Source organism: Hamadaea sp. NPDC050747 (assembly GCF_040654195.1).
Taxonomy (GTDB): Bacteria; Actinomycetota; Actinomycetes; order Mycobacteriales; family Micromonosporaceae; genus Hamadaea.
Map to the genome: position 1 here is coordinate 560,948 of NZ_JBFAHM010000003.1, position 20,993 is coordinate 581,940.

Below are 20,993 nucleotides of genomic sequence, written 5' to 3' on the forward strand. Positions count from 1 at the left end.
CCGACCGGTCAGAGCCGATCGAGCTGGGCGAGCGCGATTCGGCGTACCTCGGTCTCGGTGAGTTGCGTGCCGGTGACGGTGGCGACGGTCGCGCCCTGGCGTACCACCGCCGTCCACCACTCGCGGGCCGGCTCCGCTCCCTTGACGTGGTCGCTGCGTACCAGCAGCGAATCGTCGCCGGCGAACCGCTCCGCCTCGATCGTGTGGCTCGCCAGGACTTCGCCGTCGTCGTAGCGCGGGCAGGCCACGATCACCCGGCGTACGTCGGTCATCGCCTGATCCGCCCAGCTGTCCGCGTACCGCTCCAGGACGAGCCGCACCTCGCGGCCGTGCCCTTGGCTGAAGGCCGCGGCGCGCGTCTCGGTTCGGTGGTCCTGCGCGGGGTAGTCGGCGGCGGCGTAGACCGGGCACCCACGCACCGCGAAGGACCAGCCCAATTCAGCTGGTACGCCCACCGACCGCCACCCGGCGCCGGGAATGTCCCGCCGGGTGAGCAGATTCGCCGCGTGCGTGGAGCCGGCGCTGACGTCCGGAGCGGACGTCCCCGTGGTACGCGGCTCGCATCCGGCGGTCGCGACAAGGACGAACAGAGCGATGACCAGGGTGCGTGCTGCCACGGTAGGGGTAACGCGCAGTGCCGCGACCGGCAACGCCGATGCCGAACCGATCAGCGCTCACCCGTCCATCCGCAAAGTTATCCACAGGCAGCGCATCGGGTAGCACCTCGTTGCCATGGCAAAGTATCCTCAGCATCGATCGCTCGAACATTGGGGAGGGTCTGGCGATGCTTGACGCGGGTGGTGGTGGCGGCGGTGGCGGCACCAGCTGGTGGGACAAGGACACGCCCACGATGTGGGCGTACATCAGCGAAATCGACACCGAGCCGATGTGGAAGCAGGCCAGTGGCTGGCAGAAGGCCATCGACCTGGCCTCCACCAACCTTTACCGATTGAAGGACTTCCGGGAGCAGCTCGTCACGGCGTGGCCGCCGGAGAAGAGCGAGGCCTCCCAGGCATATGTCACGAAGCTCGACGAGCTCATCAAGAGCGTGCAGGACGTCTACGACGGCGCGGTCACCAACAAGACCAGCGCGACCAATCTCGCCTCTGCCATCGGCGAGGCGAAGTACAAGGTCAAGCCGTTGTACGACCAGTGGCTCGAGAACCTCGGCACGCAGTCGACCTACGACCAGAACCTGGCGGCGAAGAAGTCGCAGTACGCCGACATGTACACCGAGGGGTCCAGCAGCTACAAGAGCGCGCTCTCGGCGTGGCAGCGGTCGAACCCGGATCCCAACGTGGCCTCCAAGCAGGAGGCGCTGGACAACCAGGCGCGGACCGCGATGTCGAACCTGAGCACCGATCTGGTGGTCAGCAAGGGCAACATGGTCGAGCCGCAGCCCTACACGCCGCCGAAGCTCGCGGGCACGCCGCGAGACGACAGCGGCGGCGACAGCGGCAGCACCGGCTCGACGGGGTCCACCGGATCCTCGAACTCCTTCAGCGGCAGCTCGAGTTCGGTTCCCCCGATGGTGCCGATGCCCGCCTACGTTCCGCCGTCGCAGCCGTCGCTGACGGGCACCACCTACGTTCCGACGCCCACGGCGCCGACGCCGATGCCGACCGCGCCGACTCTGCCGGGTGCTCCGCCCGGCCCGATCGGCACTCCGCCGGTGGTGCCTCCGGTCGGCCCGCAGGGCATCATCAAGCCCAATCTGCCGCCCGGCCCGACGGGGCCGACGGTTCGTCCCGGCCCCCTCGGCCCCAACGTCTTGGGCGGTAAGAACCCGTTGGCCGGTCCGCCCGGCGGACGTCCGCTCGTCGGCCCCCAGGGCATCATCGGTGGCCAGCCCGGCGCTCGTCCCACGACGGGTGGCATGGCCGGCCGAGGTGTGAACCCTGCCGGTGGTGTGATCGGCGGCGGCCGAGGTGGCGCAGCGGGCGTCGGCGGTCCTGGCGCCGCCGGAGGCCGTGGCGGCGCCGGTGTCGCCGGTAGCCGGGGCGCGGGCATGGTCGGCGCGGGCGCCGGCGGCCGCGGCAAGCGCGGCGACGACGAGCACGCCAACGAGTGGGACCCGGACAACCCGTGGGAGGTCGCCGAGGGTGTGAACCCGATCGTCGACGCCCCCGGCGACAGCGGTCCCATCGACCCCGGTCCCGCGATCGGCGGCCGCTGGTGAGGTTGCTGCACCGGTCGGCGCTGGCGGCGCTGGCGGCTTCGGCCGTCCTCGCGTCCGCCACGCCGGCCGCGGCGCACGGCGAAGCCATCCGCGCCAAGCAGTGGCACCTCGGCTTCCTGAAGATCGCCCAGGCCCACCAGATCGCCCAGGGCCAGGGCATCACCGTGGCCGTGATCGACACCGGTGTGGCCGATCATCCCGACCTGACCGGTAACGTCCTCAATGGAGTCGACGTCATCAAGGGCGGCACCGGCAACGGCCGCGCCGACGACGACGGGCACGGCACCGGCATGGCCGGGATCATCGCCGCGCACGGCCACGGCACCAACAACCGCGACGGCGCGCTCGGGATCGCCCCCAAGGCGAAGATCCTGCCGATCCGGATGAGCGTCGGCAAGGGCTCGGCCGCTGTCGAGGGTGGTGACGTGCCGGTCGCCGAAGGCATCCGCTGGGCCGTCCAGCACGGCGCGAAGATCATCAACATTTCGCAGTCGGTGGGCGACATCGAGACCCTGCGTGCGGTCAACGAGGCGCAGGCCGCAGGGGTGCTGATCTTCGCCGCGGCCGGCAACACCGACGCGCACGACAACGGCGTACAGGTGCCGGGCCGGTACCCCTGGGCGGTCGCCGTCGGCGGACTGGACCAGCAGGGCAACCATCTTTCGACGTCGGTCACCGGCGACGAGGTGGAGTTGTCCGCGCCGGCGAAGACCATCTACAGCGACAGCCGCGGCGGCATCTGGCGCTACGGCACCGGGACGAGTGACGCGACCGCGATCGTGTCCGGGGTGGCCGCCCTGGTCTGGTCGAAGTTTCCGCAGCTGACCGCGGCCGAGGTGCTGCACCGGCTGGAGGCCACCGCGACCGACAAAGGGGCGCCCGGCCGCGACCCGGAGTACGGCTTCGGCGCGATCGACCCGATCAAGGCGCTGACCGCCGAGGTGGCCCCGTCGGCGAGCCCGAGCAAGGCGAGCCCGCTGCCCACGTTCAGCCCGCGGCCGTCCGAGGCCGCGGTCGAGCCGCCCTCGACCGGCAACGTCGGTTTGCTGGTCGGCTTGGGCGTCGGCGGCGTCGTCCTGCTGGCGATCATCGCGCTGGTGCTGTTCCTGGCCTTGCGCCCACGGCGGTCGACCGGCCCGCCGGCCGGTCCGCCGCCCCCCACGGGGCCGAACGGCCCACGACCATGACTGCTATCCGAGCGACGGAGGTGTGACCATGACGGATCCGAACGACAAGCTGCTGTACGACCCGAGGCTCTACCACAACCTGCCCCCGGAGGACCGCCCGTCGCAGTTCATCAGCGACTACAAGGACATCCAGATCAACGTCAAGGATCTGGACTCGTTCGCCAAGTCGCTGCAGGCTGAACTGGAGCAGAACTACCTGCCCCACCGCGACAAGGTGGCCGCCGAACTGGCCGTCGGCGACGTCTACACCAACCAGGGCTTCACCGAGTTCATCGAGGCGCTGCAGCGGCACGCCGAGATCCGCCAGGTGACGCTCAACCGGTTGTTCGACCACGGCACCGGCACCGGCACGCTGTCCGAGGCGGCCACGATCATCAGCGCCAATTACGGCTCGGCGGACGCGTACTCGGCGGCGACGGCGAAGAGCGTCGACAACGTGATGACGCAGGCACCGGCCACCACGCAGGAAACGCCGATCGACACCAACACGCAGGTCCGGACGGACCCGCAGGTCTACGTGCCCGGCACGGACACCACGGTCACCGTTCCGCAGGACACCACCACGACGACCACGCCGGGTGGCTCCGAGGACGACGGCACCGAAGTCTCCGGCTGACCGCGTACGCCGTTCGAAGGGCGCGTTCCCCATGGGGAGCGCGCCCTTCGCCTGTGATCGGGATCGCAGTCACCAGACCGGGCGCGTCCGGGCAGAATGAGGGACATGACGAGCGCGTACGCCGAATCCCCGGTGATCACCGTGGTTCGCGGAAATCCGACGGCCGAGCAGGTCGCGGCGCTCGTCGGCGCTCTGCTGAGCACGGCTTCGCCGGCCACTCCGGCGGCCGGGTCGCCCCGCAGCGCCTGGTGGGCCAGCGGCCTGCCCGGCCGTCCGCGTGGCTGGCGCGAGTCCGGCCTGCCCCGCTGAACGGCGGCCGCCCGGCGGTTAGCCTGAGCGCATGAACCTCGTCCTCGCCTCGGCCAGCCCGGCCCGCCTGACTTTGCTGACCGCCGCCGGAATGGACCCGTACGTCGTGGTCAGCGGGGTCGACGAGGAGGCCGTGGAGGCGACCAGCGCGGAGACGCTGTGCGCCACGCTCGCCCGGCTCAAGGCCAACGCGGTCGCCGCCCGCATCCGCTCCGGTGAACTCGGCGACGGGCTGCCCGCCGGCCAGACGTTGGTTCTCGGCTGCGACTCGCTCCTCGCCTTCGACGACGAGATCCTGGGTAAGCCGGACGGACCCGAGGAGGCACGTAAGCGCTGGCAGGCGATGCGCGGGCGGAACGGCGTACTGCACACCGGGCACTGCTTGATCGACCTGGCGGGGGGCCGCGCGGTCGAGGAGGTCGCCTCCACCGTGGTGCACTTCGCCGACATCAGCGACGCCGAGCTGGACGCGTACGTGGACAGCGGCGAGCCGCTCGGGGTGGCCGGAGCGTTCAAGATGGACGGTCTCGGCGGCCCCTTCGTGGAGCGGATCGAGGGCGACCCCAGCACGATCATCGGACTGTCCCTGCCGGTGCTGCGGCATCTGCTGGGCCGGCTGGACCTGACAGTCATGTCCTTGTGGAGGCGTTCATGAGCAAGCGTTCCATCACGCTCGATGCCGAGCTGCACGACTATCTGGTGGCACACGGAACCCCGCCCGACGACCTGGTCGCCGAGCTGATCGAGGAGACGCAGGCCGCGCTCGGCTCGCTGTCCGGAATGCAGATCTCGCCGGAGCAGGCGTCGTTCTTCACGCTGCTCGCCCGGCTGCTCGACGTGCGTACGGCGGTGGAGGTCGGCACCTTCACCGGCCTGTCCAGCCTCGCCGTGGCCCGGGGTATGCCGCCGGGCTCCAGCCTGATCTGCTTCGACATCTCCGCCGAGTACACCGCGATCGCCCAGCGCTACTGGGAGCGGGCGGGCGTGGACGACCGGATCGAGCTGCGGCTGGGTCCGGCGCAGGAAGGGCTGAACCAGCTGCCCACCGAGCCGCACCTGGACTGGGCGTTCATCGACGCCGACAAGGAGGGCTACCCGGGTTACTGGGAGGCGCTCGTCCCCCGCATGCGACCCGGTGGCCTCATCGTGGTGGACAACGTGCTGCGCGGCGGCACCGTCATCGACCCGCCCGCCGAGCAGAACTCGGCGACCGCCGCCATCGTCGCCTTCAACGACATGGTCGCCGCCGACAAGCGCGTCGAGCCGGTGATGCTGCCCGTCGGGGATGGCCTCACGCTCGCCCGCAAGCGCTGACCGCCCCGCGGCCGCTCTCCGCGCTGGATCAGGGTTCTCGGTCGAATCTTGGGCCAAGATTCGACCCGGAACCCTGATCCAGCGCCCGAGGCGAACTACGCCGGTTGGGGTTCGAGCACGGCCGGGGCGGCGGGCCGCAGCATGACGTGGCCCAGCCGCCACGCCAAGGCCCCGGCAGCGATCAGCAGGAGCGGCACGATCAGGAAGGCGAGGCGTACGCCGACGAGGTCGGCCGCGGCGCCGAGCACGAGCGGGCCGGCCCCGAAGCTGATCCCCATCGAGTAGGAGGCGACCGCCGCCGCCCGGTCGGGCTGGTCGGGGACGATCTTGAGGGCCAACGCGATGGCGATCGGATAGTGCATGGCGTTGCCCAGCCCGAGCAGCAGCAACCCGGCCACGGCGACGGCCGGGGTCGTCGTCGTCCAGAACACGGCGAAGCCGGCCGCGCTGGTGATCAGGGCGGTGAAGTAGAGCCGGAGCGGCGCGATCCGCAGAGACAGCCGCGCGCCGATGAACCGGCCGAGGAACATCCCGGCGACGATGGCCGAGATCGCCTGGGCGGCCGCGCCTGCGCTCATGCCGTCCCGGTCGCGCAGCAGGTCGGCGGCCCACAGCGAGAGGCCGGCCTCGACCGATCCGGTCACCGCCATCATGATCCAGGCCAACTGGTACGCCCGCCCGAGCGGCCGCCGCCGTCCCCGGCCCGGTCCGGCGACGACTTCACCGGCCGGGAGGCGTACGCGGAAAGCGAAGGCGGCCAGCGCGAGCGCCCCGATCACCGCGACCAGGGACAGCAGGCCGGGCCGCCACCCCGCACCCGCACTGACGGTGAGCCCGATGACGAACGGGGCGACGAGCCCCGCGCCGGTGGCGGCCGCGTTGGCCTCGGTGATCGCGGCCGGGGCGGCGGCGCCGTGCCGCTCGTTGAGCGCGGCGACCACGCCCGTGACCAGCACGATGCCGAAGATCGTGATGACGCCCGCCAACGGCAGGGTGTACGCGAGCCCGTGCAGCGCGGCGAAGGCCACGACGCAGGCGACGACTCCGCCGAGCGAGGCCCAGATGGCGTTCCCACGGCCGAACCGGCGCAACAGGAATGGCGCGACGGCGCCACCGATCATGGACCCGGCGGCCATCGCGGTGCTGTGCAACCCGGCGACCGCACTGGAGACGTGGTTCTCGTCCCGCAGCAGCGGCACGATCGGCCCGAATCCGTAGAGGAAATAGCCCCATGCCCCGAGTTGGGCGTAGGTGAGCCAGGTGACACGATCGCGGAGCAGGTGGGGCACGAATCCACGCTACGCAGCGGAAATCCAAACCTCAGTGGGTCGAACGGCCAGGCCGCTTATGACCTTGACCACCTCAGTGCGGCTCGTCCCGCTTCTCCACCGCCGGGAAGTACGCGGTGTCGTAGATGCTCGGCTGGCTGCCGTCGGCCGTGTCGCCCGGGAACGCGAAGCGCGGGCGCGGCATCGTGACCGTCGGCTGATTCAGCGCCTCCGCGTCCACCGGCGACCGGTTCGTCATCGGCGGGTCGGCCGGAACCTGCTGCGGAGCGGGTTGCTGCGGGCGCTGCACGGGAAGCTGCTGCGTCTGGTCGGCGGCTCGCTGCTGTGGGACCGGCTGGGTCGCGGCTTGCGCACTCGGCGTCGGCGAGTATTGCGGCGGGACCGGCTGGGTCGCGGCTTGCGGACTCTGCGTCGGCGAGTATTGCGACGAGACCGGCGGGGTGGCGGCTTGCGGACTCTGCGTCGGCGGGTACTGCGACGAGACCGGCTGGGTCGGCTGGTGATAGCCCGGTTCAGCCGGCTGATAGCTCAGTTGGCCGGCCTGTTGATAAGTCGGCTGAGCCGACGGGAAGGTCGCCGGGACCGGTTGCTGATAGCCCGACTGGACCGGTGACTGGTAGCTCTGCGTGGGCGGCTGGACGGCCACCGGCGCGGGTAGCTGGACCTGCTGCGGTGCCCACGGCGAGGGAGGCGGAGCCGGTGCGCCCGCTCCCGCGAGTGCGGGTGGGCCGCCGCCCTGACCGCGCTTGAGCAGCAGGACCACGCCGGCCGCGAGGAGGAGCAGGAAGACGAGGCCGCCGCCGATGCCCAAGGCCGGCATCATCGAGCCGCCGGTGTCCTTGGTGTCGGCGACCGGTTCCGCGGCTGCCGTCTCGGTCGGGACGGCCTCCTCGGACGGACTGGGGCTGAGACTCGGCGACGGGCTGGCCGACGGCGAGGGCGACGCGATCACCTGGGCGGCCGTCAGCGAGTTCGCGGCGTTCACGACGCCATAGCCGTACTGGTTGTCCTTGCCCTTCGCGCCCTTGTCGGTCGCGCCCTTCTGCATCGCCTGCAACACCTCGGCGAGCTTCATCTTGGGGTACTTCGCCCAGACGAGCGCCGCCACGGCGGCGGTGATCGCGCTGGCGGTCCCGGTGGACACCGGGGTGACGTACTTGCCCGCGACCTTGTCCACACTGATCATCCCGGAGCCCGGAGCGGCGAAGTCCACTTTGGCGCCCGCGACGTAGAGCGGGTCGAACTTGCCGGATTTGTCGACCCCGGTGACCGCCACGACGCCCGGCCAGGACGCGGGCGGGATGATCTGCTTGTCGTACGTGGTGTTCCCGGTCGCGGCGACCACCATCACCCCGGCCGCGACCGCCTTCGCCACCGCGTCCATCGTCGCCTGATCACCCTGGTACGCCGGGAGGTGGATGATCTTCGCGCCCTTCTTCCGGGCGTACGCGATGGCTTTGGCCACCGTGTCGTCGGTCGGCCAGTGCGACCGGTCGACGGCGACCCGCAGCGGCAGGATGCGCGCGCTCGGTGAGACGCCCAGCAGACCCAGCCCGGTGCCGTGGCCCCGGCCGGAGATGAGCCCGGCGATGAAGGTGCCGTGGCCGTCGGTGTCGACCTGACCGTTGCCCCCCGCGGCGGACGTGTAGTCCATGCCCGTCAGCACGCGGTCCTTCAAGTCCTCATGGACGAAGACACCGGTGTCGATGATGGCGACGGTGACCCCGCGACCCTGGGTGATCTTGTGCGCGGTGGCCACCTTCAAGGTGCTCAGCCACCACTGCGCGGACCGCGTCGCGTCCGCCGCCCCGGCCGGCGCGGCAGGCAGCACCAAGGCCGCCACGATCGCCGTGACCAGCACAGTTTTGGCATGCCACCGCATCTTGACCCTCCCCAGAGCGGCCCTGTCGAGCCCGTGTCGGTGGACGCAGAAGCGCCGCAGGGCACATTACCCCGCGGCGCAAAATGCGGTGCCGTACGCGACCCAACCCGGCGGTAACCCCGAGGTCGGCGGGGTCACCGCCGGGCGCTGGATCAGCGGACCGACTTGGCGAACTCCCGGGCCGCCCAGACGACGGCGAGCACGGTGAGGAGAACGACGATGGTCAGACCCTGCCAGACGTGATCGGTGCCGGGATGACCGTTGAACAGATCGCGTACGCCGTCGACCGCCCACGAGAACGGATTCCACTTGGCGACGTTCTTCAGCCACTGCGGCGCGAACGCCAGCGGCAGCAGGATGCCGGCGGTCAGCAGGATCGGCTGGCTGACCGTCTGGAGCAGGGGGGCGAGGGCGTCCTCACTGCGTACCTTGAGGGCGACCGCCGCCGAGACGGCCGAGCACAACATCGCGATGAGCCCCAGCATCAGGTACGCCACCAGCACGTTCTGCAGCTCGACGGAGAGCCCGAAGGGCAGCGCGATCACGGTGATCATGACGCCCTGGACGAGCAGCGTGACGACGTCTCGCAGCGACCGGCCCAGCATCAGCGCCAGCCGGCTGACCGGAGTGACGCGGCTGCGCTCGATGACTCCGGCGCGCATCTCGGCGATGAGGCCGAACCCGGAGAAGAGGGCCCCGAAGATGGCCAGCATGACCAGCAGGCCAGGCACGAACACCTGGTACGCCTCGGCGTTGGTGCGTACGCCCAGAGCGGGCTTGAGCAGTGGCGCGAACAGCAGCAGGTAGAGCAGCGGCTGCACGACGCCGACGATCACCCAGACCGGGTTGCGCAGGAGGAGCTGGATCTGGCGGCTGAAGACCAGCCACGTGTCGCGGAGGATCTTCATCGTCAGCTCTCCCGAAGAGTACGGCCGGTCTTGGTGAGGAACACGTCGTCGAGGCTCGGACGGTGCAGCTCGATCGTCCCGATCGGAACTCCGCCGCCGTCGAGCGACCGCAGGATCAGCGGGATGGCGCTGCCGGCCTCGTCGACATAGAGGCGCAGGGCGTCCTCGGTGGTCTCGAGCTTGCGGACGAACTCGGCGCTGCCCAGCAGCTCCGCGCCCCGGGTCACGTCGGTCAACCCGATGTTCACCACGTCGCCGGAGATCTCCTGCTTGAGCGCGTCGGGCGTGCCCTCCGCGACGACCTGGCCGTTGTCCATGATTGCGATGCGGTCACAGAGGGCGTCGGCCTCCTCGAGGTAGTGCGTCGTCAGGAAGACCGTCATGCCCTCGTCGCGGAGGCGGCGCACCTCGTCCCACATGTGCGCCCGGCTCTGGGGGTCGAGGCCGGTGGTCGGCTCATCGAGGAAGACGATCTTCGGCTGGTGGATGATGCCGAGCGCGATGTCGACGCGTCGGCGCTGGCCGCCCGAGTACGTCTTGCACTTGCGGTCGGCGTATTCGGAGAGTTGGAAGGCGTCGAGGACGGCGGCGGCCCGGCGTTTCGCCTCGGCCTTGCCGACGCCGTACATCCGGGCGTGCAGGATCAGCTCCTCGCGCCCGGTCGACTCGTCCCACGTGCTGCCGCCCTGGGCCACGTAGCCGATGCGGCGGCGCACCTCGCCGGGATCCCGCCGCAGGTCGGCGCCGGCGACGACCGCCGAGCCGCCGTCCGGCGTGATCAGGGTGGCGAGCATGCGCAGGGTGGTGGTCTTGCCCGCGCCGTTGGGACCGAGGAAGCCGAAGATCTCGCCCGGCGCGACCGCGAGGTCGACTCCCCGGACGGCTTCGACCGTCTTCGTCTCCCGACCCTGGCGCGACCGGAAGGACTTCTTCAGCCCATGGGTCTCGATCATCATGGCGCGAACAGTATCGCGTTATGACGCGAGCGGTCAAGTTTGAATAATGCCTACAACGCGACACTCGCCTCGTGATCATTGCGTCAGGCATGCGGTTTCAACGGACATTTCGCTGCCCGAAGCAGCATGGCTGACGCAATGATCAAGCGAGGGCCGCTCACCCCTCGGCTTCCGCGATCTTGTCCCGGTACGCCTTCCACCCCGCCTCCTCGTCGACCTCGGGGCTGGTGCCGGGCATGTAGGAGACGCCGGATTCGATGAGGTCGGCGACCCGTTCGCACCAGGCGACCTCGCCTTCGGCGCGGGCGATCCACAGCTCGAACATCCACTGGACGTGCACCGGTTTGGCGATGTCCGTCCGCCCGGTCGCGATCATGTCGCGCAGCCCCTGCGTGGTGACCGAGAGCATGCGGCCGCGGTGGCGTAACGCGGCGACGGCCTCTTTGCGCGGCAACGCGGGCAGGAAGGCGAACGCGGCGGTGAACGGGTCGTTGCCGGTCTGGATCTCCCACCACTGCTCCCGGAGCATGTTCTCGAAGGCGTCCTTGCCGCGTACGGTGATCTTGTAGGTCGTGCGTTCCGGCCGCGCCCCGACCTGTTCGGTGCTGACCTCTTCGAGCAGGCCTTCCTCGGTCATCTTCTTCAGGGCGTGGTAGATCGATCCCGGCTGGATCTTCGCCCACTTGTCCGCGTTCCAACTGAGCAGCTCACGGCGTACGTCGTAGCCGTGGACCGGTTCCATCCAGTTGACGAGTCCGAGAATCATGAGCCGCGTCGTCGACATGATGCAAGCGTAATACTCAAAGTTGTCCAACCAGCCGGTAGCTTCGGTGAGCGATTGCACAGACCGCGGAAGTGAACGGCCGTTTAGACTGCGGCCCATGAGGACAGTGCTGATCGCCAACCGGGGCGAGATCGCCGTACGCGTCATCCGCGCCTGCCGGGACGCGGGCCTGCGCAGCGTGGCGGTCTACGCGGACTCCGACCGGGACGCGCTGCACGCCAAGCTCGCCGACGAGGCGTACGCGCTGGGCGGTGAGACGGCGGCCGACACGTATCTGCGGATCGACAAGCTGATCGAGGTCGCCGCGAAGGCGGGCGCCGACGCCGTCCATCCCGGCTACGGGTTCCTGTCCGAGAACGCCGACTTCGCCCAGGCCGTCCTCGACGCCGGGCTGACCTGGATCGGGCCGACCCCGCAGTCGATCCGCGACCTCGGCGACAAGGTGACCGCCCGGCACATCGCTCAGCGCGCCGGCGCGCCCCTCGTCCCCGGTACGCCCGAACCCGTCAAGGACGCGGCCGAGATCATCACCTTCGCCGAGCAGTACGGCCTGCCCGTCGCGATCAAGGCGGCCTTCGGCGGTGGCGGTCGCGGCCTGAAGGTGGCCCGAACGCTGGAGGAGATTCCGCATCTGTTCGAGTCGGCCACCCGCGAGGCGGTCGCGGCCTTCGGCCGGGGCGAGTGCTTCGTCGAGCGCTACCTCGACCGGCCGCGCCACGTCGAGGCCCAGGTGCTCGCCGACCAGCACGGCAACGTCATCGTCGTCGGCACCCGGGACTGCTCGCTCCAGCGCCGCCACCAGAAGCTGGTCGAGGAGGCGCCGGCCCCGTTCCTCACCGACGACCAGCGCCGGGCGATCCACGAGTCGGCCAAGGCGATCTGCCGCGAGGCGGACTACCACGGCGCGGGCACCGTCGAGTATCTCGTCGGCCAGGACGGCACCATCTCGTTCCTCGAGGTCAACACCCGGCTGCAGGTGGAGCACCCGGTCAGCGAGGAGACCACCGGTCTCGACCTGGTCCGGGAGCAGTTCCGGATCGCCGACGGCGAGCCGCTGCGGTTCACCGAGGACCCCCAGCCGCGGGGACACAGCATCGAGTTCCGGATCAACGGCGAGGACCCGGGTCGCGGCTTCCTCCCCGCCCCCGGCACGGTCACCGCGTTGCACCTGCCCGCCGGGCCGGGCGTACGGGTGGACACAGGGATCGAGTCCGGCAGCGTCATCGGCGGCAACTTCGACTCGCTGCTCGCCAAGGTGATCGTGACCGGCGCCAGCCGGGCCGAGGCGCTGGAGCGGTCGCGTCGCGTACTCGACGAGATGGTGGTCGACGGCATGGCCACCGTGCTGCCGTTCCACCGGCTCATCGTCCGCGACCCGGCCTTCACCGGCGAGCCGTTCTCCGTCCACACGCGATGGATCGAGACGGAGTGGTCCAACACCGTCGAACCGTTCACCGCCGCGGCGGGCGTCCAGGCCTCCGCGGAGGAGCGCACGACCGTGGTGGTCGAGGTGGACGGCAAGCGCCTGGAGGTACGCCTGCCGGCCGGACTGGGCTCGGTCGCCCCCGCCGCGGGTGGGGCCAAGGCACCCAAGCGCGGTGGCGCGAAGAAGGGGCATTCGGCGGCCGCCGGTGGCGACTCGCTGACGGCGCCGATGCAGGGCACCATCGTGAAGATCGTCGTGGCCGACGGCGACGAGGTCGCCGAGGGTGATCCCGTCGTCGTGCTCGAAGCCATGAAGATGGAGCAGCCGTTGACCGCGCACAAGGCGGGCACGATCTCCGGCCTGACGGCGGCCGTCGGCGAAGTGGTCCAGGCCGGCGCCGTCATCTGCACCATCTCCTGACCGCCCGGGGTTATCCACAGGGGGTGTCGGCAGGGGTTCGGCACCGGTTAGCCTGCCGGTGTGACGGAACCCATCACTGTCGATACGGGGCGGCTGCGGCTGGTCGGCCGCGAGCTGAGCGACCAGTCCCGGGCCGTCCTCCTGCCGGTCTGGGACACCTTGAGCCGGCTGGACATCCCGGCCGATCCGAACGCCGCGGGAGCCGAGGGTTCCGATGTGGCGGCCGGCATGTCCGCCTGCCTCACCGCAGTCACCGAGGAACTGCGCCGGTCGGCGGTCGAGTTGCAGGAGATCGGCGACGCCCTCGTGCGCTCGGCCCAGGACTATGAGCAGACCGATCGGGAGACCAAACGGCTGACCCGCGACATCGCGGACGATCGCGCAGAGGCGCCGGTTCCGAACACCGACCCGTCGAGGTGGAAGCTGTGATCATTCCGCGCGAGACGATGAAACGCCTCTACGGCGTGGGCTCGGACCTGCACCGGCTGCCGGTCGAACCCGATTCCATCGATCACCTCCATCGTCTGGTCACGGCGGCCGCCGCGCTCACCAGCCGAGTTTCGGTGACCGAACTCGACGAGGCGTACGCCGCCCTGCTGGAGAGCCCGGAAACCATGGACGAGGCGGACCAGATCGTCACCGCCACCCAACGGGAGCTGACCGGGCACTGGGCCGGTCCGGCGAGCGGCAGCGCGGGCGTCGACCTGACCTCCGCGCGCGCCCGGTTGGCCCGGATCCGGGCCGCCTCGGTGGCGACGACCGCCGCGTTGGAGAAGCTGGACAGCCAGGTCGCCGAGGTCGACGGGGTCATCCGGCGGGGCAACCAGCACCTCGTCGACGCCGGCAAGCTGATCCCCGCGGTCGCCTCGGCCGCCGGGCAATACGGCGACTGGGTGCAGTTCGAGCAGCTCTTCGAGCAGGCCCGGACGGCCGCGGTCAACGGGGCGGCGCTCGTCTTCCAGGCGTACCGGCGGTTCGACGAGGTCTGCGCGTCGGCCAAGGCCACGCTGGAGAAGATCGCCCGCGAGGTCGGAAACCCGGACGCGGTGAGCGCCTCTCCCTAGCATGAGGGCATGCGGTTCCTCAGCGGTGCGACGCCCGCCAACGACCTGACCTACAACGACGTCTTCATGGCCCCGAGCCGGTCCGATGTGGGCTCGCGGCTGGAGGTCGACCTGTCCACCAGCGACGGCACCGGCTGCACGATCCCGATCGTGGTGGCGAACATGACCGCGGTGGCCGGGCGGCGGATGGCCGAGACGGTGTCGCGACGAGGCGGGCTGGTCGTCATCCCGCAGGACATCCCGATCGACGTCGTGACCGAGGTGATCGGCTGGGTCAAAGACCGTCATCTCGTGCACGACACGGCGATCACGCTCGGCCCGACCGACACCGTCGGCGACGCCATCCACCTGCTTCCGAAGCGCGCCCACGGCGCGGTCGTCGTGGTCGACGGCGATCGACGTCCGGTCGGTATCGTCACGGAGACCGACACCGTGGGCGTCGACCGGTTCGCCCAACTGCGCCATGTCATGTCCGTCGACCCCTTGACCGTCGACGTCCGCGCCGATCCGCGTACCGCCTTCGACACGTTGTCGGCCGCGCGCCGGAAGGTGGCCCCGGTAGTCGACCACGACGGACGCCTGGTCGGGATCGTGACCCGGCAGGGCGCGTTGCGCGCGACGCTGTACCGGCCCGCGCTGGACGAGAAGGGGCGGCTGCGGATCGCGGCGGCGATCGGCATCAACGGCGACGTCGCGGGCAAAGCCCGCGCGTTGCTCGACGCGGGCGTGGACACCCTGGTCGTGGACACCGCACACGGGCATCAGGAACGCATGATCAACGCATTGCGCGCGGTTCGCGCGCTCGATCCGGCCGTTCCGGTCGTGGCGGGCAATGTCGTGACCGCCGAAGGGGTACGCGACCTGGTCGAAGCCGGCGCGGACATCCTCAAGGTCGGGGTGGGACCGGGCGCGATGTGCACCACCCGAATGATGACTGGAGTGGGGCGACCGCAGTTCTCGGCCGTCCTCGACTGCGCGGCCGCCGCCCGCGACCTGGGCAAGACGGTCTGGGCCGACGGCGGCGTACGCCATCCGCGTGACGTGGCCCTCGCGCTGGCGGCCGGGGCGGCCAACGTGATGATCGGCTCCTGGTTCGCCGGGACCTACGAGTCGCCCGGCGATCTTTACACCGACGTCGAGGGACGGCGGTACAAGGAGAGCTTCGGGATGGCGTCGGCCCGGGCGGTCAGCGCGCGGACGGCCGAGGACTCCGCGTTCGACCGGGCCCGCAAGGCGGTCTTCGAGGAAGGCATCTCCACCGCGAAGATGTATCTCGATCCCCAGCGGCCGGGTGTCGAGGACCTGCTGGACGAGATCGTCGCGGGCGTACGCAGTGCCTGCACCTACGCCGGCGCCCGGACGCTCGGCGAACTGCACGCGCGGGCGATCGTCGGCGTGCAGTCGGCCGCCGGGTACGCCGAGGGAATGCCGTTGCCGACGAGTTGGTAGTCGCGTTGTAGCCAGTGCCGCCTCCGCACGACATCGACAACTTCCCGTCGAGTGGGCGGCGTCCTGCAGGGCATGAAGGCAAGGGCATGGTAGCCACCGTGATCGCAACCGGCATGGTCACCCGTAACGACGTCGAGGCGGCGGCCGCGCGTACCCGCCACGTCGTCCGGCACACGCCGCTGACGCTGGTGGAGCCGGGGATCTTCCCGGCCACCGTGATGCTGAAGCTGGAGCAGCTGCAGCACGCCGGCGGCTATCCCGTCCGGGGCGTCTTCAATCAGGTCATCGCCGGCCTGGAGCGGCGGGCGTTCGATCCGGACGCCGGGCTGGTGGCGGCGTACACCCCAGCGGTGGCGGCGGCCGTCGTCCACGTCGCGCGGCGGCTCGACCTGCCCGTGACGGTGTTCGCTCCAGCCTCGTCTGACGGCACTCCCGGCCCGGCGGCGAACGCGTCGACAACGTTCACAGTGGACGGTACGCTCGCCGACGCCCAGCTCGAGGCGGAGCGGCACGCCCTGGCGACCGGAGCTCTTCATTGCCCGGGCCTCGGTCCGGAGTGCTGGGCACAGATGGTGGCCGGGGCGGGCACGATCGGCCTCGAACTGTGGACGCAGACGCTCGGGCAGCTCGACACCGTCATCGTTCCGGAACGGGCCACCGCGCTGGCCGCCGGGATCAGCGCCGCGCTGGCCGGCCATGTACGCGTCGTCGAGGCGGTCAGTCCGGCCGAACTCTGCGCGGTCGCCCGCCACGATCTGTGGCACGAGCGCCGGATCGCCGTGGACGACGTGGCCGCTTGCGCGTACGCGTACCTCCTGGACACCGGTCGCCCGGCCGCCGGCGAACGGGTCGCGGTGGTGCTGAGCAGTGCCGACACCGCCCCGGCGACGATTCCTGCTCCAGTTTCACCACCATTGTCCGCATTGTCCGCATAGGATGGCGCCATGACCCAGGCCGACTCGTCCTCCGCCACCGGCTTCCCCACCATCGACTACGACGCCAACGGCTACGACTACCAGCAGTACTGGGAAGGCCGGGGATACGAACTGTGGGCCGAGGACCGCGCGCTGCGGCGACTCGTGCCCCGGCTCGGGGCGTACCGGTGGTTCGTCGACCTCGGCGGCGCGTACGGCCGCAACGCGGGCTACTACCTCCCGCAGGCCGAGCGCGCGGTGATCCTCGACTACTCCGCGACGAACCTGACCAACGCCGCCCGGCGGCACCCCGAAGCGGTCGCGTCCGGCCGGCTCGGACTGGTCCGCTGCGACCTCAACGCCATCCCCTTCGCTGATCTGGCCTTCGACAGCGCCATGGTGGTACGCGTCCTGCACCACCTGCCCGACGTCGACCACGCGCTCGGCGAGATGAGCCGGATCGTCCGCGCCGCCTGGCTGGTCGACGTGCCGATCAAACACCATCTGCTCGGCCTCGTCCGGGGCGCCGCGACCGGCCGCCTGCGGCAGATCTGGTCGGCCGAGCCGCTGATCACCGGCGCGACCGACGAGAAGTACTTCAACTTCCAGCTCGACGCCGTCCGGGAACGGCTGACCGGGCTCGGGTTCCAGACCCGGCTGGGCGCCAGCGCCAACAACTTCCGCCGCTGGGAGAGCCGGGTGCCCGAGCAGGTCGCCCGATACGCCCGCCCGCTCGTCCAAGGCATGGAGGCGGCGACCCAGGGCCTCGGCAAGGGCTGGCTCGGGCCGTCCCAGTTCGTCCTCGCCACTCGCACGGCCGCGCCACTGTCCCCGTTCACCGACGAGACCGCGGCGTTCACCGACCGCATGGCCTGCCCGGAATGCCGATCGGCCCTGATCTTCAGCGACGATTCCGCGGGCTGCTCCGGCTGTTCGCGGAGCTTCCCGAAGACCGGCCCGTTCTGGGACTTCGTCTAACCCCCTTGGCTTTTTGGTGCGCGCTTTCGGGCGCTGGCGCTTTCGGGCGCTGGCGCTTTCGGGCGCTGGATCAGGGTTCCCGGTCGAATCTTGCGCCAAGATTCGACCTAGATCCCTGATCCAGCGCGGCCCCATCCAGCGCAGTGGGACGGCGGGCGACGATCAGCTCAGCGGGTCAGCAGGCGGTAGCCGGTCTCGGCGCAGATCTTCTCCTGCAACCGCCGATACTCGCCCGCCGCCGGTTCCCCCAGATCGGCGTGAATTCGCGCGAGGACCCTGGCCGCATCCGCCTCCACGAGGCGTAACTGGTGCCGTTGAGCGTCGGCGAGCGCCTCTTCGGCCCGCGACCGCGCCTCGGCGTACCGCCCGAGACCTCGGTATGCCTCCGCCAGCCCGACCAGGGCGAGCAGGCGTACGCGGGCCGAGTGCGCTCCGCTGAGGAGGGTCAGCGCGCGCTCGTGCTCTTCGGCCGCGGCGGCGTAGTCCCCGCGCATCGCCAGAATCGTGCCCAGCGTCACGCGCGACTCCGCCGCGGTACGCCCGTAGCCGCGATCGGTCGCGAGGGTGACCGCCTGCTGGGCCTGCTCCTGCGCGGTCACGAGGTCGCCCCGGTCCCGATGGATGCTGGCCAGCACCTCCAGGACCGTCGGGACGGACCAGTTGTTGCCCCCCGCGTACGCCTGGTCGAGCGCATCTTGGGCCTGGGCGAGTGCGACCTCGTACTCGCCCAGCATCCGGTGGCTGCTCGCCATGTTGGAGCGGGAGTTGCCCACATGTGGGGTTTTCGGGGTCGAGCTCAGTTCGCGCCGGGCCAACTCGATGGACTCGCGCAGGAGACCGAGGTCCTGGTAGGGCCCGCCGAGGTTGCCGAGGGCCAGCGCCTCCCCCGGCTCGTCCCCGAGTTGCCGGAACAGCTCCGCCGCCGTCCGGAGGGCCGCCGAGGCCTCTTGCGGCCGGGTCAGCTCCAGATGCACCACGCCCAGGTTGTTGTAGGCCGCCGCTTGGCAGTGCAGCCACCCGATCTCGTCGGCGACCGAGATCGTGCGGTGAAGAATCTCGACGGCTTCGGCGTACCGGGCTTGGCGGCGGGCGACCCCGGCCAGGCTGAGGCAGGCCGACGCCTCACCCCAGCGGTCGGCCTCCTGCTCGGCGGCGGCGAGCGAGGCGACGGCGACGGCGCGCCACTCGATCATCGGCGCGCGCGGCAGGAAATGGCAGCGCAGCAGGTCGCCGAGGCGCCAGGCGAGCGGCCGCGGGCCACGCTCGGCCGCGTCGTGGACCAGCGCCACGAGGTTCGGCAGCTCCGCGTCCAGCCAGGTCTGGGCCGCCGGCAGGTCCGCGAAGGCGAGCGGTGAGCGGTCCGCCCACTCGCCCGCGTCGGGCAGGCGTTGTGTGATCGGGTACGCCGTCCGCACCGCCGCCGCCGAGACGGTCACGTACCACCCGGCCAGACGGTCCCGGGCGTACGCCGATTCGGGGTCCTCGGTCGCCAGTTCGCGGGCGTACTCCCGGACCAGGTCGTGCATCGAGTACCGGTGTGGCGAGGATTCCTGCAGCAGATTGGCGGCGCACAGCCGATCGAGCAAGGTGCGTACGCCCGGGGTGCCGGACTCGGCGAGCACCGCCGCCGCGTCGGCGCTGACGTCCGGCCCGATGACCACGCCCAGCAGCCGGAACAGCCGCCCGGCGGCGGGGTCGAGGCGGGTGTAGGAAAGGTGGAGCGTCGCCCGCACGGCGGCGTCACCGTCGACTGCCAGCGCGGCCAGGCTGCCCTCGCGCAGCAGGCCGAGGTAGTGCTCGACGCTCCAGGTCGGATGCAGCGCCAGGTTCGCCGCTGCCACCCGCAATGCCAACGGCAGGTGCCCGCACAAGCGGGCGAGTTCGGCCGCACCGGCGGGGTCGGCGGCCACGCGATCCGCTCCGGCGATCTCGGTCAGCAGCGTCTGCGCCGCCGCCGGACTCAGTTCGGCGAGCGGGAGGCGTACGCCCCCGTGCCGGGCGAGCACCGACCCGAGCCGGTCCCGGCTGGTCACCACGGCGGCGCTGCCGGGGCTGACCGGCAACAGCGGGACGACCTGATCCGCTGATCCGGCGTTGTCCAGCACCAACAGGACGCGTTGGCCGCTCAACCGCGTACGCAGCTGCCCGGTCGCCTCGGCCGCGTCGTCCGGGACCTGGTCGCCGGTGGCCCCGAGCGACCGCAGCAGCCGGGTCAGCGCCTCGATCGGCGGCATCGGCGTGGCGTCCGAGTATCCGTGCAGGTCGAGGTAGAGCTGCCCGTGGGGGAACCGGTCGGCGATCCGATGCGCGGCGTGCACCGCGAGCGAGGTCTTGCCCACGCCGCCCAATCCGTCGATCACGACGACCGGCGAACCCGGTCGGCTCAAGGCGGCGAGCACCTGGTCGGCCTCGGTCCGGCGGCCGGTGAAGGCGGTCGCCTCCCGGGGCAGTTGACGGGGCACGGGAGTACTGGCGTTCCTCATCGGACCTGACGAGTCCGCGAGGGCCGGGTCGGCCCGGAGGATGCGCTGATGCAGGTCCCGCAGCCCGGCCCCCGGCAGTACGCCCAACTCCTGGTCCAGCCGGGCCCGCGCCTCCTCGTACGCGGCCAGTGCGTCAGCCTGACGTCCGTCGCGGTAGCGAGCCAGCATCAGCACCTCCCAGAGCCGTTCCCGCAAGGGTTCTCGGCCGATCAACGGCACCAACTCGGCCGCCACCTCCCGGGCCTGGCCGAGGTCGAGCCGGGCGGCCAAGGACTCCGCCTGGGCGGAGAGCCGCAGCTCGGTCAACCGATTCAGCTCCGGCTGCAGATCGACGGGCAGCACGAGGCCCTCGGCCACCGTGTCCCCCCGCCAAAGGCCGAGCGCCTCGTCGAGCAGCCGAGCCGCCTGGGCGGGATCGCCCGCCGCTGAAGCCTGAAATCCTCGGCTCACCAGATCCTCGAAGACGAGGTGATCGATGTCGCCGGGGTCTGCGCGCAGCCGATAGGACCGCTCGCCGGTCTCGATGCGGGCGCCGTCGTCCCCCATCGCACGCCGGCAATGGGCCACATAGGTCTGGAGATTCGCCTGCGCCGACACCGGTACGCACTCGGCGTCCCACAGCAGGCCGAGCAGGTCGTCGACGCCGACGAACCGGTTCGCCCGCATCAGCAGGATCGCCAGTAGCTGTCGTTCCTTGCGACGGGCCGGCCGAATCGCGCGCCCCTCCGGCGTACGCAGCGACAGCGGTCCCAGCAGTCCGAATCGCACGCCGTGCCTCCCCTGACGATCGCGCTCCCCATACGGTAGCGATCCCGTGCAAGACGCCGTATAGCCG

The 20,993-nt window shown here is 70.8% G+C and carries 19 protein-coding genes; 12 read left to right on the forward strand and 7 right to left on the reverse strand.

The features are described 5' to 3' along the window. Positions 1-8: 8 nt before the first annotated feature. The gene (locus tag AB0H43_RS08940; RefSeq protein ID WP_359998497.1) at positions 9-617 is read right to left on the reverse strand and encodes a hypothetical protein; all 609 of its coding nucleotides are present in this window, start codon (positions 615-617) and stop codon (positions 9-11) included. 167 nt (positions 618-784) lie between these two features. Here AB0H43_RS08940 and AB0H43_RS08945 point away from each other — a divergent pair, with 167 nt between their 5' ends. The 6 genes from AB0H43_RS08945 to AB0H43_RS08970 all read left to right on the forward strand — a co-directional run bounded on the left by AB0H43_RS08945 (position 785) and on the right by AB0H43_RS08970 (position 5,605). Next, complete coding sequence (locus AB0H43_RS08945; RefSeq protein ID WP_359998499.1) at positions 785-2,179, forward strand: hypothetical protein; 1,395 nt, start codon at positions 785-787, stop codon at positions 2,177-2,179. Beyond that, entirely contained in the window at positions 2,176-3,366 is a 1,191-nt protein-coding gene (gene mycP, locus AB0H43_RS08950) for a type VII secretion-associated serine protease mycosin (RefSeq protein WP_359998501.1), read from the forward strand. Before AB0H43_RS08945 ends, mycP begins: the two co-directional genes overlap by 4 nt. A gap of 28 nt (positions 3,367-3,394) precedes the next feature. Then, positions 3,395-3,982 carry a hypothetical protein gene (locus AB0H43_RS08955; RefSeq protein WP_359998503.1) on the forward strand — a complete coding sequence of 196 codons (588 nt, stop codon included), beginning with the start codon at positions 3,395-3,397 and terminating at the stop codon, positions 3,980-3,982. Positions 3,983-4,087: 105 nt separating this feature from the next. Beyond that, complete coding sequence (locus tag AB0H43_RS08960; protein ID WP_359998504.1) at positions 4,088-4,291, forward strand: acyl-CoA carboxylase subunit epsilon; 204 nt, start codon at positions 4,088-4,090, stop codon at positions 4,289-4,291. Positions 4,292-4,322: 31 nt separating this feature from the next. Next, on the forward strand, positions 4,323-4,946 hold the full coding sequence (locus AB0H43_RS08965; RefSeq protein ID WP_359998506.1) for a nucleoside triphosphate pyrophosphatase: 624 nt from the start codon (positions 4,323-4,325) through the stop codon (positions 4,944-4,946). Continuing rightward, positions 4,943-5,605 carry an O-methyltransferase gene (locus AB0H43_RS08970; protein WP_359998508.1) on the forward strand — a complete coding sequence of 221 codons (663 nt, stop codon included), beginning with the start codon at positions 4,943-4,945 and terminating at the stop codon, positions 5,603-5,605. Before AB0H43_RS08965 ends, AB0H43_RS08970 begins: the two co-directional genes overlap by 4 nt. A gap of 95 nt (positions 5,606-5,700) precedes the next feature. Here AB0H43_RS08970 and AB0H43_RS08975 read toward each other — a convergent pair whose 3' ends face one another. From AB0H43_RS08975 to AB0H43_RS08995, 5 genes are all read right to left on the reverse strand, one after another. After that, positions 5,701-6,894, reverse strand: a complete 1,194-nt coding sequence (locus AB0H43_RS08975) for an MFS transporter (protein ID WP_359998510.1) — start codon at positions 6,892-6,894, stop codon at positions 5,701-5,703. Between the two features lie 73 nt (positions 6,895-6,967). Then, the gene (locus AB0H43_RS08980; RefSeq protein ID WP_359998511.1) at positions 6,968-8,776 is read right to left on the reverse strand and encodes a S8 family serine peptidase; all 1,809 of its coding nucleotides are present in this window, start codon (positions 8,774-8,776) and stop codon (positions 6,968-6,970) included. Between the two features lie 152 nt (positions 8,777-8,928). Continuing rightward, entirely contained in the window at positions 8,929-9,684 is a 756-nt protein-coding gene (locus AB0H43_RS08985; protein WP_359998513.1) for an ABC transporter permease, read from the reverse strand. Between the two features lie 2 nt (positions 9,685-9,686). Next, a complete protein-coding gene (locus tag AB0H43_RS08990) occupies positions 9,687-10,637 on the reverse strand; it encodes an ATP-binding cassette domain-containing protein (RefSeq protein ID WP_359998647.1) in 951 nt (316 codons plus the stop codon). A gap of 160 nt (positions 10,638-10,797) precedes the next feature. Further along, on the reverse strand, positions 10,798-11,424 hold the full coding sequence (locus tag AB0H43_RS08995; protein ID WP_359998515.1) for a PadR family transcriptional regulator: 627 nt from the start codon (positions 11,422-11,424) through the stop codon (positions 10,798-10,800). 97 nt (positions 11,425-11,521) lie between these two features. On the opposite strand from AB0H43_RS08995, the gene AB0H43_RS09000 reads away from it, so the two are divergent. The 6 genes from AB0H43_RS09000 to AB0H43_RS09025 all read left to right on the forward strand — a co-directional run bounded on the left by AB0H43_RS09000 (position 11,522) and on the right by AB0H43_RS09025 (position 17,675). Beyond that, complete coding sequence (locus AB0H43_RS09000) at positions 11,522-13,270, forward strand: acetyl/propionyl/methylcrotonyl-CoA carboxylase subunit alpha (protein WP_359998517.1); 1,749 nt, start codon at positions 11,522-11,524, stop codon at positions 13,268-13,270. 60 nt (positions 13,271-13,330) lie between these two features. After that, on the forward strand, positions 13,331-13,699 hold the full coding sequence (locus AB0H43_RS09005; protein WP_359998519.1) for a hypothetical protein: 369 nt from the start codon (positions 13,331-13,333) through the stop codon (positions 13,697-13,699). Further along, complete coding sequence (locus AB0H43_RS09010) at positions 13,696-14,334, forward strand: hypothetical protein (RefSeq protein WP_359998520.1); 639 nt, start codon at positions 13,696-13,698, stop codon at positions 14,332-14,334. Before AB0H43_RS09005 ends, AB0H43_RS09010 begins: the two co-directional genes overlap by 4 nt. Before the next feature lie 9 nt (positions 14,335-14,343). Next, positions 14,344-15,783 carry a GuaB1 family IMP dehydrogenase-related protein gene (locus tag AB0H43_RS09015; protein WP_359998522.1) on the forward strand — a complete coding sequence of 480 codons (1,440 nt, stop codon included), beginning with the start codon at positions 14,344-14,346 and terminating at the stop codon, positions 15,781-15,783. A gap of 86 nt (positions 15,784-15,869) precedes the next feature. Then, the gene (locus AB0H43_RS09020; RefSeq protein ID WP_359998524.1) at positions 15,870-16,718 is read left to right on the forward strand and encodes a pyridoxal-phosphate dependent enzyme; all 849 of its coding nucleotides are present in this window, start codon (positions 15,870-15,872) and stop codon (positions 16,716-16,718) included. Between the two features lie 9 nt (positions 16,719-16,727). Then, the gene (locus tag AB0H43_RS09025; protein WP_359998526.1) at positions 16,728-17,675 is read left to right on the forward strand and encodes a class I SAM-dependent methyltransferase; all 948 of its coding nucleotides are present in this window, start codon (positions 16,728-16,730) and stop codon (positions 17,673-17,675) included. Between the two features lie 167 nt (positions 17,676-17,842). Here the strand turns inward: AB0H43_RS09025 and AB0H43_RS09030 are convergent, their stop codons facing one another. After that, positions 17,843-20,926, reverse strand: coding sequence for a BTAD domain-containing putative transcriptional regulator (locus AB0H43_RS09030; protein ID WP_359998528.1), 3,084 nt, complete (start codon positions 20,924-20,926; stop codon positions 17,843-17,845). Positions 20,927-20,993 lie beyond the last annotated feature (67 nt).

Coding starts and splice junctions, on each gene's coding strand:
- AB0H43_RS08985 (WP_359998513.1), bottom strand. CDS start 9,684: ATGAAGATCCTCCGCGACACGTGGCTGGTCTTCAGCCGCCAGATCCAG.
- AB0H43_RS08960 (WP_359998504.1), top strand. CDS start 4,088: ATGACGAGCGCGTACGCCGAATCCCCGGTGATCACCGTGGTTCGCGGA.
- AB0H43_RS08965 (WP_359998506.1), top strand. CDS start 4,323: ATGAACCTCGTCCTCGCCTCGGCCAGCCCGGCCCGCCTGACTTTGCTG.
- AB0H43_RS09020 (WP_359998524.1), top strand. CDS start 15,870: ATGGTAGCCACCGTGATCGCAACCGGCATGGTCACCCGTAACGACGTC.
- AB0H43_RS09000 (WP_359998517.1), top strand. CDS start 11,522: ATGAGGACAGTGCTGATCGCCAACCGGGGCGAGATCGCCGTACGCGTC.
- AB0H43_RS08970 (WP_359998508.1), top strand. CDS start 4,943: ATGAGCAAGCGTTCCATCACGCTCGATGCCGAGCTGCACGACTATCTG.
- AB0H43_RS08990 (WP_359998647.1), bottom strand. CDS start 10,637: ATGATCGAGACCCATGGGCTGAAGAAGTCCTTCCGGTCGCGCCAGGGT.
- AB0H43_RS09015 (WP_359998522.1), top strand. CDS start 14,344: ATGCGGTTCCTCAGCGGTGCGACGCCCGCCAACGACCTGACCTACAAC.
- AB0H43_RS08995 (WP_359998515.1), bottom strand. CDS start 11,424: ATGTCGACGACGCGGCTCATGATTCTCGGACTCGTCAACTGGATGGAA.
- AB0H43_RS08945 (WP_359998499.1), top strand. CDS start 785: ATGCTTGACGCGGGTGGTGGTGGCGGCGGTGGCGGCACCAGCTGGTGG.
- AB0H43_RS09025 (WP_359998526.1), top strand. CDS start 16,728: ATGACCCAGGCCGACTCGTCCTCCGCCACCGGCTTCCCCACCATCGAC.
- AB0H43_RS08980 (WP_359998511.1), bottom strand. CDS start 8,776: ATGCGGTGGCATGCCAAAACTGTGCTGGTCACGGCGATCGTGGCGGCC.
- AB0H43_RS08955 (WP_359998503.1), top strand. CDS start 3,395: ATGACGGATCCGAACGACAAGCTGCTGTACGACCCGAGGCTCTACCAC.